12 protein-coding genes and 1 tRNA gene are annotated in these 15,981 nt (G+C 39.3%); 9 read left to right on the top strand and 4 right to left on the bottom strand.

Translation table 11 applies throughout. The features are described from left to right. The first annotated feature begins 25 nt into the window (after nucleotides 1-25). Together H6G57_RS09400 and H6G57_RS09395 are read left to right on the top strand one after the other, a co-directional pair. On the top strand, nucleotides 26-2,284 hold the full coding sequence (locus tag H6G57_RS09400) for a polysaccharide biosynthesis tyrosine autokinase (protein ID WP_190517923.1): 2,259 nt from the start codon (nucleotides 26-28) through the stop codon (nucleotides 2,282-2,284). A 430-nt stretch (nucleotides 2,285-2,714) separates the two neighbouring features. After that, a complete protein-coding gene (locus H6G57_RS09395; protein ID WP_190517921.1) occupies nucleotides 2,715-2,954 on the top strand; it encodes a hypothetical protein in 240 nt (79 codons plus the stop codon). A gap of 175 nt (nucleotides 2,955-3,129) precedes the next feature. Here H6G57_RS09395 and H6G57_RS09390 read toward each other — a convergent pair whose 3' ends face one another. After that, the gene (locus H6G57_RS09390; RefSeq protein WP_190517919.1) at nucleotides 3,130-3,363 is read right to left on the bottom strand and encodes a hypothetical protein; all 234 of its coding nucleotides are present in this window, start codon (nucleotides 3,361-3,363) and stop codon (nucleotides 3,130-3,132) included. Nucleotides 3,364-3,538: 175 nt separating this feature from the next. On the opposite strand from H6G57_RS09390, the gene crtO reads away from it, so the two are divergent. Both crtO and H6G57_RS09380 read left to right on the top strand, forming a co-directional pair. After that, nucleotides 3,539-5,230, top strand: coding sequence for a beta-carotene ketolase CrtO (gene crtO / locus H6G57_RS09385; RefSeq protein WP_190517918.1), 1,692 nt, complete (start codon nucleotides 3,539-3,541; stop codon nucleotides 5,228-5,230). 356 nt (nucleotides 5,231-5,586) lie between these two features. Continuing rightward, nucleotides 5,587-6,126 carry a pentapeptide repeat-containing protein gene (locus H6G57_RS09380; protein ID WP_190517916.1) on the top strand — a complete coding sequence of 180 codons (540 nt, stop codon included), beginning with the start codon at nucleotides 5,587-5,589 and terminating at the stop codon, nucleotides 6,124-6,126. A 57-nt stretch (nucleotides 6,127-6,183) separates the two neighbouring features. On the opposite strand, the gene H6G57_RS09375 is transcribed toward H6G57_RS09380, so the two are convergent. From H6G57_RS09375 to H6G57_RS09365, 3 genes are read right to left on the bottom strand one after another with little or no spacing between them, the layout of a single operon-like run. Next, nucleotides 6,184-7,059: a hypothetical protein gene (locus H6G57_RS09375; RefSeq protein WP_190517915.1), complete on the bottom strand. Its 876-nt coding sequence runs from the start codon at nucleotides 7,057-7,059 to the stop codon at nucleotides 6,184-6,186. A gap of 4 nt (nucleotides 7,060-7,063) precedes the next feature. Further along, a complete protein-coding gene (locus H6G57_RS09370; protein WP_190517913.1) occupies nucleotides 7,064-8,260 on the bottom strand; it encodes a glycosyltransferase family 2 protein in 1,197 nt (398 codons plus the stop codon). Between the two features lie 36 nt (nucleotides 8,261-8,296). Further along, the gene (locus H6G57_RS09365; protein WP_242048925.1) at nucleotides 8,297-9,412 is read right to left on the bottom strand and encodes a beta-ketoacyl-ACP synthase III; all 1,116 of its coding nucleotides are present in this window, start codon (nucleotides 9,410-9,412) and stop codon (nucleotides 8,297-8,299) included. A 669-nt stretch (nucleotides 9,413-10,081) separates the two neighbouring features. Between H6G57_RS09365 and H6G57_RS09360 the strand changes: the two genes are divergently transcribed. The 5 genes from H6G57_RS09360 to H6G57_RS09340 all read left to right on the top strand — a co-directional run bounded on the left by H6G57_RS09360 (nucleotide 10,082) and on the right by H6G57_RS09340 (nucleotide 15,945). Then, complete coding sequence (locus H6G57_RS09360; protein ID WP_190517911.1) at nucleotides 10,082-11,998, top strand: tetratricopeptide repeat protein; 1,917 nt, start codon at nucleotides 10,082-10,084, stop codon at nucleotides 11,996-11,998. Nucleotides 11,999-12,461: 463 nt separating this feature from the next. After that, nucleotides 12,462-12,962 carry a CGLD27 family protein gene (locus H6G57_RS09355; RefSeq protein ID WP_190517909.1) on the top strand — a complete coding sequence of 167 codons (501 nt, stop codon included), beginning with the start codon at nucleotides 12,462-12,464 and terminating at the stop codon, nucleotides 12,960-12,962. Nucleotides 12,963-13,002: 40 nt separating this feature from the next. After that, nucleotides 13,003-13,956: an asparaginase gene (locus H6G57_RS09350; RefSeq protein WP_190517907.1), complete on the top strand. Its 954-nt coding sequence runs from the start codon at nucleotides 13,003-13,005 to the stop codon at nucleotides 13,954-13,956. Between the two features lie 296 nt (nucleotides 13,957-14,252). After that, a tRNA-Met gene (locus H6G57_RS09345) sits at nucleotides 14,253-14,326 on the top strand. A 302-nt stretch (nucleotides 14,327-14,628) separates the two neighbouring features. Further along, nucleotides 14,629-15,945 carry a pitrilysin family protein gene (locus H6G57_RS09340; RefSeq protein ID WP_190517906.1) on the top strand — a complete coding sequence of 439 codons (1,317 nt, stop codon included), beginning with the start codon at nucleotides 14,629-14,631 and terminating at the stop codon, nucleotides 15,943-15,945. Nucleotides 15,946-15,981: the final 36 nt, after the last annotated feature.

Genomic DNA, 15,981 nt, shown 5'->3' with positions numbered 1-15,981 from the left:
TGTTGAAATTACCCCCAAAATTAAGATGAAAACTAGGAAATTATCTCGGTTATCTGCTGCTCATCCTCAAAATAAACCGCTCTATTCTGTAGAAAGAATTCCTTCTGGCAGTCCTTTATATTATGATGCGGATTTATATCCTCTCGAATATAATCAAGGAGAAAAATCTAATTTTTTGCAGGTTTTATGGAAACGAGCCATTGTTGTTTTAGGAGTGACAACAGCCGTTACTGCGGGCGTTTATCTGTGGACAATTAATCAAACGCCTGAATATAAAGGGTCGTTTCAAATTTTAGTTGAATCTCCGCCTCAATCTTCTCAGTTAGAGGGGAAGGCAGATTTAGATTATTATTCCCAAATCGAAATTTTACAAAGTCCTAAATTAATGTCAGGAATTCTGAAAGCGATTCAAACCCGCTATCCTGAAGTAACTTATGATTCTCTGTTTAATAAAACAACTGGACAAACCTTTTGGAAACGGGATATTCTCTCGATTAAACCGTTAAAAGAAACTCGAATTGTAGAGGTAAGTTATCAAGATGCTGAACCTCAGAAAGTGCAATTTGTTTTAGAAAAACTTGCTGAGGGTTATTTAAAATATAGTATTCCTGAAGATAAAAAGGCTCAAGAGCGGGAACAACAATTCAAGTTAATTCAACAGCAAATTACCCCATTAGAGAAAAAAATCCCGCAACTTCAGCAAGAAATTCAAAAACTACAACAACAATATAACTTTATTGACCCCCAACTTCAAACTCAATATTTAGCTCAACAAAATAGTCAAATACAATCCCAAAAGTTAGAAACTCAAGCTCAACTTCAGCAGCAAGAATCTCAATATCAAACTTTACAACAACAATTAGGATTAAAACCCGAAGAAGCATTACTCGCATCCGCCTTAAGTCAATCTCCCCAATATCAAAGCTTATTACAAGAGTTATTACAATTAGAGACAAAAATTGCGATTGAATCTGCCCGTTTTAAAGGAAATGCTCCTCAAATTCAAGTATTATTAGATCAGCGATCGCAATTATTACCCTTATTAGAACAGGAAGCGAAACGGATTTTAGGAAAAAATTCTGATCAGGTTGATCCTAATATTATCCGGTTTCAAGATTCTATTAGAATGGATCTCATTCAGCAGTTAGTGATGACGGCGAATAATATTGAGATGTTGAAGGTTAGAAATGAAGTTTTAGAAAAAGCGGCTCAAGAATTTAACCAATATTCTCAAGTATTTCCAGTGGTTTTTAGTCGTTATAACAGTTTACAACAACAGTTGAAAACCACGAATACTCAACTAACAGAACTCACCAATAAACGCCAAGCGATGCAATTAGAAGTCGTTCCTAAAACGCAACCCGAACCTTGGGAAATGATTGCACCCCCTCGCATTCCTAGCCAAACCAATGGGGAATTAATGGCCGTTTCTCCCCATGTTCCTTTTAATTTAGCATTAGGAGGATTAGTGGGATTATTCTTAGGAGCAATTACGGCTCAAATTCTGGAACGATTCAATAATGTCTATCGCACGACCCATGAAGTTACTGATAGTATTGGTTTACCTTTATTAGGGGTAATTCCTGCTAGTAATGAAGCATTAATGCTTCCGGGTTCTATTGCTCCCAATATCGATATTTCTAATATCAGCTATCCCGCTTGTAGCCCATTCCAAGAGGCATTCCGAGCTTTAAATACAAATTTACGCCTACTTAATCCTGAAGGGACTGTGCGTTCCTGTGTGATTACATCTGCAACTCCATCTGATGGAAAATCCACCATTGCCATGAATTTAGCACAAGGAGCAGCAGCAATGGGTCAACGGGTTTTGTTAGTTGATGCTGATTTACGTTGTCCTCGGATTCATACCATGTTAGAGCTTTTAAATCAACAAGGTTTAACTAATATTATTACAGAAAAACTAGAGTTTAAAACCGTGATTAAACAAGCTCCTAACGAGGATAATTTATATGTCTTAACCGCCGGAGACTTTTATTCTGATCCGACTCGGTTATTATCCTCAAAACAAATGCAAGAGTTAATGAAGCAATTGCAGGAATCTTTTGATTTAATTATTTACGATACCGCCCCAATTTTAGGGTTAGCTGATGCTAATTTATTAGCGCCTCATACCGATGGGTTAATGATGGTTGTAGGTTTAGGAAAAACTGACCGAGAAGCCTTTAGTTTAGCGTTGAGGGAAATTAATACCGCCGGGGTTCCTGTATTAGGAATGGTGGCGAATGGAGATAAACAAGAAACCCATTATTATCGAGATTACTAAACCCATTGTCGAACTTCGGTAAGGGAATATTTTTCTTGAACCATCGGAATGTTCAATCTCAATAAATTTATATGAAATCCTGAAATGTTTGCTACAAATAATTGATCGGATGGCTAATCACTTTTTTCCACCTCTATTCCCTCTTTTTTTTCCCTTCTGTTCCCTGTTCCCTGTTCCCTGTTCCCTTGCCATCTGTAGCATTCTTTTCGAGCTTTCATATTAGTTGAATTAGGGCTTGATTTAGCCTAGAAGGATAAAGATTCCAGATTTTTAGCTTATTAATTCTCTGTTTAAACTTTAATCAAAACAAATAAAACGAACTCAACTTCTGAGTTTTGAAAATGATAAGATATAATAACTTTTAAGTTTTTTCATCTATCTTTAGATAGAATCATTCTATCTAGTCTCCCCTTTACCCAAACCTGAGCCCGTGAACAACAAATACACCCAAGTCAAAGAAGTTCTCAGTCTGTGTTTACCTGCTGAAAATGTTGTCTCCTTATTGGAGCAAGTTCATCTTCAATTGGATGCCGATCCTGATACCGTGCTGGAAGTTGTAACAACAATTCGAGATTTTTCCCAGCGTCAGGGTTGTTCCTTTGGAACCGCTTTTTCTCTATTTCGGCAGTGTCGTAACTTAAGGGATTGGCAACGATTAAAAAACTTATAATCTTATATCAGATTCTAGCATTTTTTTACTCAATTGCCAACTCTGCATGACTTTTATTTAAGTACAGAAGTCAGAATTTTTTACAATGTCTATTAGCTTTTATTCAACCCTAACCCCACCCAAGTTTATCCCCAAGCGGAATAATTGAGGTGGGGTTTCTGTTAACTTTTTAAGCTTAGGTGGTACTCGGAAGATGGGTTGGGTTCGGGTCAGAAGCACTGGTAACACAAGACTCAGCCGAACTGGAAGCCACACCGCCAGCACCATTGGGACTCTTTCCCTCGGAGGCATTTTTGGCTTCTTCTTGAGTAATGGTAGGATTACTATTAATAGCAGCGGCTCTCGCGCCTGGATTTTGGGCGACTTCTTCGGGTAAAGTTTCCGAATTTTCAGTTTGATTTTGACTCATCATTTCTCCTAATTTTAGATCAAATTTTTAGTATCTTTTTACTAAGATAATCATTTAAAATCAATCATCCTTCTTCCAAAAGATGTAAATTTTTTTCTATTTTTTACCCCAGGGACTAGGAAAAATCAACATCTATTGATACACTAAACAACGTGATCAATACGGGGGTTTTCTGATGTCTACTTATGATGTGATCATCATTGGTGCAGGTCATAACGGGTTGGTTTGTGCCGCTTATCTTCTCAAAGCTGGGTATAGCGTTTTATTGTTAGAAAAACGTCCCGTTCCAGGGGGGGCTGCTACGACAGAAGAAGTCATTCCCGAAGAGGCACCGGGATTTAAGTTTAACCTCTGTGCTATTGATCATGAATTTATCCATCTTGGCCCCGTTGTAGAAGAATTAGAATTAACAAAATATGGCTTAGAGTATTTATATTGTGACCCCGTTGTGTTTTGTCCTCATCCCGATGGACGGTATTTTTTAGCTCATCGTTCTGTTGAAAAAACCTGTGCAGAAATTGCTCGATATAGTGAACGAGATGCCCGCAAATATAAAGAATTTGTTGAATATTGGCAACGCTTAATGAATGCCGTTAGCCCTTTATTTAATGCGCCTCCGACTTCAATTCTTGATATTGCCAAAAACTTTGACCGAGAAGCATTTATTGATTTATTAGCGGTCTTGGGAGGAAAAGATAAAATCTTAGATTTTGTCAGAACCATGTTAATTAGTCCAGAGGATTTAGTGAATGAATGGTTTGATACCGAAATTGTTAAAGCTCCTTTAGCAAGATTAGCATCAGAAATTGGCGCTCCTCCCTCTCAAAAAGGCATTTCTGTCGGCGCAAGTATGTTAGCAATGCGTCATCATCCGGGAATGTCTCGACCTCGCGGGGGTACAGGTGCATTAACTCAAGCCTTAGTGAATTTAGTTAAACATTTAGGGGGGGTTATTTTAACAGATACTCCTGTTCAAAAATTATTAATTGATAACGGTCGCACTGTTGGGGTTAGAGTTTCAAACCAGCAAGAATATCGTGCCCAACGGGGAGTGATTTCTAATATTGATGCGCGACGGTTATTTTTACAGTGTTTAGATGCGGCAGATGTGGATGCGGCTGATCCCAATTTACGAGAACGGTTAGACCGTAAAATGATTAATAATAATGAAACGATTCTCAAAATTGATTGTGCATTATCTGAACCTTTACGATTTGATGCCTATAATCATCAAGATAGTTATTTAATCGGATCAGTTTTAATTGCAGATTCTGTTAATCATGTTGAAAAAGCCCATAATTTATGTACCGTTGGGGAAATTCCTGATCATGATCCTTCTGTTTATTTAGTAGTTCCAACAATCTTAGATCCCTCTATGGCTCCTGAAGGAAAACATACCTTATGGATTGAATTTTTTGCCCCCTATCAAATAGCAGGAGCCGAAGGAACGGGGTTAAATGGAACCGGATGGACGGATGAGTTAAAATATAAAGTCGCTGATCGAGTGCTGGATAAAATTGCTGAATATTCTCCTAATCTCAAGCATTCAATTTTAGCGCGTCGGGTAGAAAGTCCGGCGGAATTGGGAGAACGGTTAGGGTCTTATAAAGGCAATTGTTATCATATTGATATGACCTTAGATCAAATGATTTTTTTCCGTCCCCTCCCTGAATTAGCCAATTATACCACCCCCATTCAAGGTTTATTTTTAACGGGTGCAGGCACTCATCCAGGAGGATCAATTTCAGGAATGCCGGGTCGCAATTGCGCTCGTGTATTTCTTCAGGCTCAAAAACCCCTGAATCAAGTTTTAAAACAGACTCAAAATTCCTTCAAGTCGATTTGGCAGTCCCTAGGACAAGGTTAATCATGGAGATCTATTAAGGTAGCATTTAATTCAGGATTTTTTTAGCTGAACGTTAATCCTTGACACAGACTCAATTCCAGAATTGCGATTAACTTTAAGTTTCAGGGATTTTGTTACAAAAATAAGTGATCGCTGATTTTTGTAACTTCAAGTCATTTTTTATACCTTTTAAGAGTATAAATACTGATCAATTATTAATAATCTCATTCATAAAATGGCTTGTGTTCCTGATCAGAATTTTTCTGTTGGTAATAACATCAGTCTGAGTCTCTCGGTGGATAAAAATTAAAGAATTACCCAGTATCCACTTTGAGTTATAACAGAAGTATAGTTATAAACGCTTAATCATAAATCCCATGAAGCCAACAAAACATAGTCCGACCTCTATTTTAATGAGCTCTCGTGAATTATTAGATCGTTATGCAACAGGAAAACGGGGTTTTATTGGGGTGAATTTGCAGGGTGCTGATTTAAGAGGAGCCGTATTAAAAAGTATTTTGCTTTGGCAAAGTAATTTAAAATCGGCGAATTTAAGTGGCGCTGATTTAAGCAATTCTCATTTATTTGCTAACTTAATTGAAACCAATTTAAGTGGTGCTGATTTGTCGAGTGCTAAATTAATTTATGCCGACCTCAGAAAGGCAGATTTAACCTGTGCTAAATTATTTAAAACCAATTTGAAAGGCGCCGATTTAAGAGGGGCTGATTTAAGAGGAGCTAAATTAATTTATACAGATCTCGAAGATGCTAATTTAATAGGAGCTAATTTAAGGGGGGTAATTTTATTTGCGGTTAATTTGAATCAAGCTAATTTAGCGGAAACTGATTTAAGTCAAACTACATTTATTAAAACGGAGACTACATCTGCTATTTTATCAGATCCAGAAGCCAACTGAAAACAAAATATCTGAATCTTAAAACAGTCAGTTTTTGTAATAGCTTGATTCTGAACACTAGGGGCATTTATCAAAACGGGATTTCAAGCCTAAAATTTTTAAATTTAAAACAGTTTCTACGGTTAATTGTTGATCGGTTTTAAGGTTGGTTTGGGAATTGCGATCGCTTAAATAATCCAGATGTTTATGTTCTCCAGTCGAAACACTGAATAAGCGATTTTCTTGTTTTGCTTTTGTAAAAACTGTGGTATAATCACCTCGATTGAGTAATAATATTTCACCTAATTTTGCCCAATAATCTTGATTTCCCACAAGATGAAACAACTGATCCATATCATTTAATCCTGGAGATAACCCAAACACGCCTCCGTAAGAAATAATAATCAATTTAGAGGAAAGATATTGTTTTAAATAAGGGAGGGAAGCCAACGCCATTCCTGTCCCTGTACTTCCGCATAAAAAGATCAGTTGACTAGGAGTAGATTTTGGTAAACCCAGGCGGTTTAATACACAGTGTGCAATATCTTTTCCATAAGAATTTGTTAATCCTAAAATTAAAAGGGTTTGCCAAAAGTTGTGTAAAGACATCACCCATAAAGGTAGGGGTTGAAGGTGTAAAACCTTCCAAAATTGGGATAAAATTAAGGTTTTATGGGTCAACGGTTGCCAAGGAAAGGGTTCAGCAATAATTTGATCAATTTGATAACTTTGGGTAATTTTATGAATAAAATTGATTTGTTCTGGGTCTAAACGGTCTTGGGTATAGTCACTAATTCCAGTAATAAAAACTAACGCAGTTTGCCAAGGTTTGGTGGGTATTTGGGTTTGTTGAGATTGTTGATGCCAGGTATACCACCATAGTATAGTTTCTATTCCGGTGAAAAATAGAATGAATGCGATCGCACTGAATATAATGTCTATAACTAATATCATTGCTTTAAATAGAATCTCGACGTTGAATAAATTCAAACCCTCCCTCTTCGGTTAATTGCATAATATGTCCTCTCCAGTTAATAGTTCGGGGTAAAAACAGGGAAATAATAATATGAATGGGTAGTAAAATTTGCACAAGAATTAAGACGATAATATGGGTCTTGGGTGTTGCATTCCGCAGATAATTTTGATTAAAGTTGCTTAATAGGGCATAATTTAAACCAAAGTAAATTAGTCCATAGATTAACCCATAAACGGAAGGAAAGAATAGAGGATAAAGGAAGACGATAAAAGGAAACAGAGTGGGCAAAAATGCCATTAAATAAAAGACAATTAATTCTTGAACAGAAGAGGATTTTAAAATTGAGGCTTGAGGAAAAATAAACCAGCGTGTGATCAAGTTAAAATAGTGGGTAGAATCTTGAATTTGGGTACTAATTCCATGACAAACGGGAGTTTGGGCAAGTTGATAACCCTGTTGGCGGAAGTGTTGGGCGATGGCATAATCATCTACAATAAATTTATCTAAAGTTGCAAATCCATTCACTTTTTCTAACACCTCTCGTTTGATTACAAAAAACATTCCATTAATTGTAAAGGGATTAATTAGATAAGTATAGGGAATATAGGTGAGTAAGTTATTCCCATTCACAACACTGGAGACTAAGGTTGACCAAAAATTAGAAAAATTGATATAATAAGGTAAACCAAAAACAACACCAATCTCCGGTTTTTCTAAATAGGGAAGACACTGATCAAAGGCTTGATTGGGTAACATCGTGTCATCGTCTAAAACCGCAATAATATTACCCGTTGCCGCCTTCAGTCCGGCAATGAGTTTAAACATTTTTGGACTAATTTGATTGGGAGATGGCGGTAGAGAAATTAATTTAACCTTAACATCGGGATAGGTTTCTATTAGTTGATGACATCCTACCTCTGCGACTGGATCATTTTCATCTATTAACCAAATAAATTCTAGTTGATAGGATGTTTTAAGAGCTAAATTGTGGCTCAGACAGTCCCATAATGTCGGATCACCACTTAAAATGGGTTGTAAGATAGAAATTGTATAGGTTTCCAGTGGGAGGAAAGATTCAGACTCAAGTTTGGTTTTTTGAAAAAATTGTTGAATTAAAATCCATTTGATCACCCGTTCTGCTAATCCAATTAACCCTAAAATTAATATCAACAAATTCATAATTTTCTCTCATTAAGTTAGCTACAAGTTAACAGTTTAATATTCTAAAACCATCCCCCCAACGGAAAATCCGGCGGAGGTTCCTAATAATAAAATGCGATCGCCTCGATGAATTTTATCCTGTTGAATCGCTTCATGGAGGGTCATCGGAATCGAAGCCGCGATGGTATTTCCGTGATTGTGAGCAATAACCATCCATTTTTCTTCAGGAATATTTAATCCTTTACGAATTAAACCCATTGCCATTAAACTTGCTTGATGGGGAATAACAAAATCAATCTCTTCTAAGGTTAACCCCGCAGGTTGTAACAATCGTTCCAAAAATCCGGGTAAAATTTGAGAAGCTAAACGGTAAATTGCCCGACCTTGCATTTTAAATAAAAATCGATCCAGATTGTCCGAATATTCACGGGGATGATAACGATTTCCTCCGGCTAAACATTGGGATAATTCTGCACCTTCACTATAGGTTTCTTGGCGAGAACAGATAATTTTTGAACCCTCTTGGGGATCAGTTTTACTAATAATTGCAGCAGCGGCCCCATCTCCAAATAAGGTACTGGTTTCTCGATTGTTCCAATCAACAGCTAAGGCAATTTCTGAAGCCACTAATAGCACCCGTGAATAGCGTCCTGCATCTACTAAATAAGAGAGGGTATCTAACCCAACAACAAAGCTTAAACAAGTTGAATTAATATCAAAAGTGGCAATTCCTGAAGACTCTCCTCCGAGTTGTTTTTGGACTAAAGCAGCAGTACAAGGAATAGACTGTTCAGGAACACTACTGGTACAAACAATACAATCAATATCATTTAAGGATAATCCCGCCGTTTCTAAGGCTTTTTTAGCTGCCATTGCTCCCATTTGAGAAGCGGTTTCATCTTCAACAAAGTGACGAACTTTGACCCCAGATTTCTTTTCAATCCAAGCGGCTTCAATTCCTAATTTTTGCCCTAATTGTTCAGCAGTCACTTGATTTTTAGGTAAGTATTTTCCCGTTGCTAAGAGTTTCACTTGTCTAACTTGGGCTAAGTGATGAGCAGATGGGGAAGTTCCTAGGGTTTTTGTCCTTAAATGGGGAGAATTATTCAGATGGCTATGACTAATCACCATATTATTCTGGACTTTGCTAATATTCCCAAAGCTTATCATTGTTTTTTTGAAGTTGAGAACAATTTAAAGATTAAATTTAGATTCTTTAGGTGTGTTCCTTTTGAGTTTTGATAGCAGACCCAAAAAGTTGAATTCCGATGCCAAAGTTGAGCTTGAGGACAAGATCAAATCTCAGTGAATTTTCGGGTCTAAACTGTCTGATCTCCGCCATTAAAAAAGGGGAAATCCTCTTCACTTTTAACTTAGACCCCCCTATCCGATTACAAACGGCTGTTGTCGGGATGCCCGTCGTCGGTTTCCGGATCAGAAAGACTGTTCTGCCCACTAGAGCTAAAATTACTCCAGGTGCTATCGTCAGAGATGAAAAGCGGATTCCATCTGAATCGCTGTTTTTCAACTGGGGAGCATAAAAACTTAAAATTCTGGAATTAGCTCATAAAACCGAGAAGATATGCTAAACTTAAAATTTAGAGTTCTTGAGTTTTTGGGCAAATTGCTCAATCCAGAATAGAGCTATTTTCAAGGGTTGGCAGGATAGTTAGGAAGACAACTCAAAGTTGTTCTAGCTTGATTTTCCTTGTCCGACGATCACCCCAGATTGATCCTTTGTTGCTCTTGTCAATCGATAGAAACTTACTGGGATTGACAAGAGCAGAATTTAGTATCAAGCTGGCATTCAATCTTAAAATTTATTAGGTTAAATTGGATATGGTACCCAGAGAATTTTTAAAGACTGTAGCCACGAGAGTAGGAATTTCCGACAATGAACTCGAAGTCATGGCACGAGCAATCCAAGGCGAACCCATGACCACAATTTCTAAGCATTTAGGAGTTCGCAAGGACGCCTTGCAGAAACGTTTAGGAGAAGTGTATAGGAAATTAAACATTACCGGGGCTGGCCCAGGAAAGTTAGCCAAACTTCAGCAACGGTTATTAGCCGAATATCAATCGGAAGGAAATCAACTGGGCGGACAAAACGGCCAATCGGGTCGCAAAAAACGCTTACTGGGAGGAGTTGATGGTCAAGGTTTCAGTAGTAATGTTCAAATTGATTGGGGAAGCGCGCCTCGATTAGGAGCCTTTTATGGCCGTTCAGAAGCCTTAGCCACCTTAAAACAAGGTTTAGTGACAGAACGCGCTCCCCTGGTGATGGTGGAAGGGATTGGAGGAATTGGAAAAACTGCATTAGGGGTGAAATTAGTCCAAGAAATTGCCCCAGACTTTGACCAAGTAATTTGGCGATCGCTTCGAGATAAACCTTCTCCCAGCGAATTTATTGCCGCTACTTTTCCGGCTACCTCGAAACCGCCCTCAAATTGGGATGATTCAGAACAAATTGCTGAATTCATCAAAACCCTATCCAATTCTCGATATTTACTGATTATCGATGAAGTGGAATATATTTCACAACTGGGAAGTAAAGATGCCGCTTTCAAAAGTTATGAAGTCCTCCTGCAACAATTGAGTGAATCTTCCCATCGCAGTAGCGTGTTATTAATGGGTTGGGAAATTCCCCCCTCCTGGCAAAAATTTGCCTCTAAACCGTCTATTCAGTTAACAGGCTTATCTGAACAAGACTCTCAACAAATGTTACTTTCCGGTCAGGAAAGCCTCTATTTGGATGGAAAATACCTGTCGGAGTTAGTGCATTTATGTGGAGGTAATCCCTTAATCTTAAAATTATGGTCGGCTAAAATCCCCGATTTAACCATCGGAAATCTCACCAAATTAATCAAGCAAAATACCTTAGTGATTGAAGAATTGGTTCGTCAACATCTACGAGCCGATCAAGAATTGTCAGAGCTTGAAATTCGTTTAGTTTGTTGGTTAGCTGTCAATCCCAAACCAGCCACCTTAAGTGAGTTGGCAACGGATTTGATCCTCTCGGAAACCGGAACGGAAGTTCAAATTTCCTTGGATTTCTTAATCGAGCGATCGCTCTTAGAAACCGTCCGATCGTCACAACCCATCGGTTACACCATTAACAGCAATTTCAAAAAAGAAATCTGGTATCAATTAATGGGTAAATCCTTCAATGAACTCGGTTATAAACACTATTTAGAAGGAGAATTCCAATCCGCTAAAACCGATTTATTACAAGCCGTTCGTTATCATCCCGCCTTAAGTGCAGGTCATTATAACCTAGGGTCTACTTACGAGAAACTAGAACAGTTTGAACCTGCGAAAAAACATTATCAAATTCTGGTTGATGTTGACAATAACCGAGCAGCACAAGCGGCTGTTAATAATTTAGCTCGGTTAGAAATTTTAGAAGGCAAAACCCACGAAGCCATTGATAAATTAGAAAAAACCCTCGTACAGGTTAAGGATAAAGGAGTTCGCTCTGCTTTACATAAAAATTTAGGCTGGGCTTATTTCTTGCAAAATAATCCTAAACAAGCTGAAGTTGAGTTACGTCAATCTTTAGAATTAAAAGAATCTAATGCCGTAGCTTACTATATTTTAGCTCAAGTTTTAGAAGCCCAAAACCGTCACAAACAAGCCCTAGCATTTTGGAAAACGGCTTTAGAACAGGACGAAACCGATCAACAATCTAACGGCGTTACCTGGCGTTTACCCGAATTACTCACCTGGCGCATGATGGCCCGTCAACGCTTACAATAAAGACGTTTAGAAACCAGAGGGGGATATAGGATATTAACAGTTAACCGTTAAAAATCTCTTCTCCCCTTCCCCTTGTCCCTTTGTATAAACAAAGAAAGGGCAAATAAATATAGATGCCCTGATATTCAAAGAATTCTACAGTTAAGTTTTAATTACGCCCACATTAGGAGATTAAGTCAATCATTTGCGTTTTTACCCATGATTTTGTTTTGGAGATGGGTAGAAGGTATCACAAAATTTAAAATTATCCTTATTCTTTATAATATTTTAAGATTTAGCTTTAAAAAAAAAGATCCTCTGATTCAAAAACACCAGATTTATCCGGGTTACTAGCGTTTCAGGCTGACATTTGACTGGAAATATCAGCCCAACTGAGAAAACAATCCGTCTGTCAAATCGTTATCATGTTTGGATAAACATAAAATTATTGATTTGCCCATCCTAGAAAATCTCAGATTTTGATATGAGAGAGGTTTCCGTATCCGTCTGTCCAGTTCCCCCTGAACAACGTCCTGTGAATGAATATCAAGAATTGAAAGCATCTTGGTTTTTTAGCTGGGTGATGCTCAACTGGCCCCAATATTTGAGAAAATTAGTTTGGGTATGGTTTATTAGCTGGGTGATTTTTTGTCCTGTAGCTGCTGCTAGTTTTGCCCCGAGTAAATACCCAGGCCAATTAATACTCAGTGCGGCGACAGGAGCAAGTTTTATTTTAACCTTAGTCGTGATTCGGTTATCTTTAGGCTGGTACTATATTAGATCCCGTCTGTTGAGTTCTAAAATTTTTTATGAAGAATCAGGATGGTATGACGGCCAAACTTGGCTAAAAACCCCTGAATTTTTACTTCAAGATCAACTCATTCTCACCCACCAAGTTCAACCGATTCTGACTCGATTACGAAAAACTTATTACGGTTTAGCAGGATTGTTCGCAGGAGGCGGACTAATCTGGATCTTATTGTAAATACTGACTCACCCAATCCAATTGAAATATAATCTTAAATATGACACGGGGAAAACGAACACAAGCCAAAGAACTGGAAGTTAGACTCCTGCGGGAAGGACTCGTTGAGTCTACCCATCGGGTGCAAGCAACCGTCTGTGATAGCCGAGGACGAGTATTATCTGTTGCGGGAAATTCCGACACGGCGACCTTTATCCGGTCTGCCTTAAAACCTTTTCAAGCCTTAGCTGTAATCACAACAGGCACACTGGAACGATATGATTTAACCGATATTGATTTAGCGATTATCTGTAGTTCTCATCAAGGAACCATCGAACAAGCTCGACAAGCGTTTAATATTCTCTGGCGAGCGGATGTTGATCCCGTACAACTCCAGTGTCCCATTCCTGAAGGCAAAAATAGCCGTCTGCAACATGGCTGTTCTGGGAAACACGCCGGAATGTTAGCGGTTTGTCAACAATGCCATTGGCCGTTAGAAAGCTATTTACAACGGAAACATCCTCTACAACAACTCATTATCGGTAAAGTCGGAGAATTATTAGCATTACCCCCCGATGAATTTCTCAGTGCTAGGGATGACTGCGGCGCACCGACCTATTATTTGGAATTAAGCCAAATGGCGATACTCTATGCTCAATTAACATCGGGGGATAACCTTGATCGAGAACGTATTGTTCGCGCCATGACCCATCACCCGGAAATGGTCGCCGGAGTTGGACGTTTTGACACGGAATTAATGCGCTTAACCGAAGGAGAACTCGTCAGTAAATCTGGAGCCGAAGGGGTGCAATGTGTTGGACGCATTGGTGAAGGCATGGGATTAGCCATTAAAGTTATGGATGGCTCACATCGCGCGAAATACGCCACCGCCATTCATCTATTAAAACAAATGGGATGGATTACCCCCACCATCGCCGAAACCCTGGGTGAAAAATTCCTCACCCTCAACGACTTCAAACGCTTAGATGTCATGGGGGAATTGTCGTTTCTTTAAAGTGAGCTATTGACAGCTTGACACTGCGCTGCCCTGAGCCTGTCGAAGGGAGACTTCGGCCTCCCTCATCTCCCCTGATCTTCCCTCATCTCCCCTGATCTTCCCTCATCTCCCCTAGTCCCCTAGTCCCCTAGTCCCCTAGTCCCCTAGTCCCCTAGTCCCCTAGTCCCCTAGTCCCCTAGTCCCCCCGTCCCCTAGTCCCCCGTCCCCTTGTCCCCTAGTCGCCCAAAAAATATTTTAAAAAAGGGGTTGTCAAATTCAGAAAGTTATGGTTATACTAGGAAAGGAACAAGCGACGCGGGGTAGAGCAGCCTGGTAGCTCGTCGGGCTCATAACCCGAAGGTCAGTGGTTCAAATCCGCTCCCCGCCATTTTAGAGTTCTGGAATACAAGAGTTAATCTGGATTGACAAATTGTTGTCCACTTTAACACAATAATCTTCTCTTGATCTTTTAAACAAGAACTTGCTGATGGTATGGCGAGTTCTTGTTTCTATTGGGTACATTATCCCTCTTCTGTGACTTTGAAAATGATTTCCCAGCATTTTTCTATCCGCCGGGATAGAATTTTTGAAAAGCCAGGTTAGCCTTGATGTCTTAATGCCGGGGGGTTTTTCAATTTTCCGCAAAAAGGTCTAAAGTGATAGAAACCTAGACAACCCAAGACACAACGAATGACTTCCATCCTTGTTAAACCGTCTTCGTCTCGACCGATTAATACCCCAACTGTTCATCGCCTCTCAAATGGTTTAACCATTGTGGCCGAACAGTTACCTGTGGATGCTGTCAATCTCAACGTTTGGATTAATATTGGTTCGGCGATTGAATCCAATGATATCAACGGGATGGCGCATTTTTTAGAACATATCGTTTTTAAAGGCACACCCCATCTCCAGTTGGGAGAATTTGAACAAAAAATTGAACAACGGGGTGCTGTAACGAATGCAGCCACCAGCCAAGACTATACCCATTACTACATTACCACTGCCCCTCAAGACTTGGCGGATTTAGCGCCTTTACAGTTTGATGTGGTTCTCAATGCTAGTATTGCGGATGAGGCGTTTGAACGGGAACGATTTGTGGTGTTAGAAGAAATTCGTCGTTCTGAGGATAACCCCGGTAGACGCTCTTTTCGCCAGTCCATGGAAATCGCCTTTGAGCAGCTTCCCTATCGTCGTCCGGTCTTGGGGCCAGCATCGGTAATTGAACAGTTACACCCTCAACAAATGCGAGATTTTCATCGCACCTGGTATCAGCCTCGTTCTATGACGGTCGCAGTGGTAGGAAATTTACCCGTTGATTCTCTGATTCAAACCGTAGAAGATGCCGTTACTTCAGTTTATCCCGGATCAATCAGTTCTGTCCTCCCAGAACGCAAACACTGGGCTCCTGAAGCCAGTTTTCAGAGCATTGTCCGTCAAGAAATTATTGATGATACGTTACAACAAGCTCGATTATTAATGCTGTGGCGTGTCCCCGGTTTAGAAGAACTGTCTGAAACTTATCCCTTAGATGTTTTAGCTTATATTTTAGGCCAAGGAAGAACCGCACGACTATTTCAAGATCTCCGGGAAAATCGAGGGTTAGTTTCGTCGATTTCTGCGAGTAATATGACTCAGCGTTTACAAGGGGTCTTTTATATTTCAGCCCGTTTACCCGTAGAAAATCTCACCGAGGTTGAAGCGATTCTGTGTGATCATATCTCTCAACTGCAAAACGAACCGATTACAGAGGAGGAAATGACAAAAGTTAGGACACAAGTGGCAAATCGGTTTATCTTTAGTAATGAAACACCAAGCGATCGCGCTGGATTATATGGCTATTATCAATCCTTAGTCGGGGATTTAACCGCAGGTCTGTATTATCCTGATCATATTCAAGCATTGAGTTCTACAGAAATTCAACAGGCAGCACAACAGTATTTATCGGCTCATGCTTATGGAATCGTCATCCTCAAACCTCCTGTACACAGTGCAGATTTAGAGGGATGATCGGGATATCTCTAAATTCTTCCCAAATATCGGTAA

Source organism: Planktothrix sp. FACHB-1365 (assembly GCF_014697575.1).
In the GTDB taxonomy this organism is placed as follows: Bacteria; Cyanobacteriota; Cyanobacteriia; order Cyanobacteriales; family Microcoleaceae; genus Planktothrix.
Note: the sequence above shows the minus strand (reverse complement) of the source record. Positions and strands in the feature narration are given on the sequence as shown.

Excerpts from the sequence above, each read along its gene's own strand:
- H6G57_RS09400 (WP_190517923.1), top strand. The coding sequence starts at position 26 with ATGAAAACTAGGAAATTATCTCGGTTATCTGCTGCTCATCCTCAAAAT.
- H6G57_RS09390 (WP_190517919.1), bottom strand. The coding sequence starts at position 3,363 with ATGAGTCAAAATCAAACTGAAAATTCGGAAACTTTACCCGAAGAAGTC.
- crtO (WP_190517918.1), top strand. The coding sequence starts at position 3,539 with ATGTCTACTTATGATGTGATCATCATTGGTGCAGGTCATAACGGGTTG.
- H6G57_RS09380 (WP_190517916.1), top strand. The coding sequence starts at position 5,587 with ATGAAGCCAACAAAACATAGTCCGACCTCTATTTTAATGAGCTCTCGT.
- H6G57_RS09375 (WP_190517915.1), bottom strand. The coding sequence starts at position 7,059 with ATGATATTAGTTATAGACATTATATTCAGTGCGATCGCATTCATTCTA.
- H6G57_RS09370 (WP_190517913.1), bottom strand. The coding sequence starts at position 8,260 with ATGAATTTGTTGATATTAATTTTAGGGTTAATTGGATTAGCAGAACGG.
- H6G57_RS09365 (WP_242048925.1), bottom strand. The coding sequence starts at position 9,412 with ATGATAAGCTTTGGGAATATTAGCAAAGTCCAGAATAATATGGTGATT.
- H6G57_RS09360 (WP_190517911.1), top strand. The coding sequence starts at position 10,082 with ATGGTACCCAGAGAATTTTTAAAGACTGTAGCCACGAGAGTAGGAATT.
- H6G57_RS09355 (WP_190517909.1), top strand. The coding sequence starts at position 12,462 with ATGAGAGAGGTTTCCGTATCCGTCTGTCCAGTTCCCCCTGAACAACGT.
- H6G57_RS09350 (WP_190517907.1), top strand. The coding sequence starts at position 13,003 with ATGACACGGGGAAAACGAACACAAGCCAAAGAACTGGAAGTTAGACTC.
- H6G57_RS09340 (WP_190517906.1), top strand. The coding sequence starts at position 14,629 with ATGACTTCCATCCTTGTTAAACCGTCTTCGTCTCGACCGATTAATACC.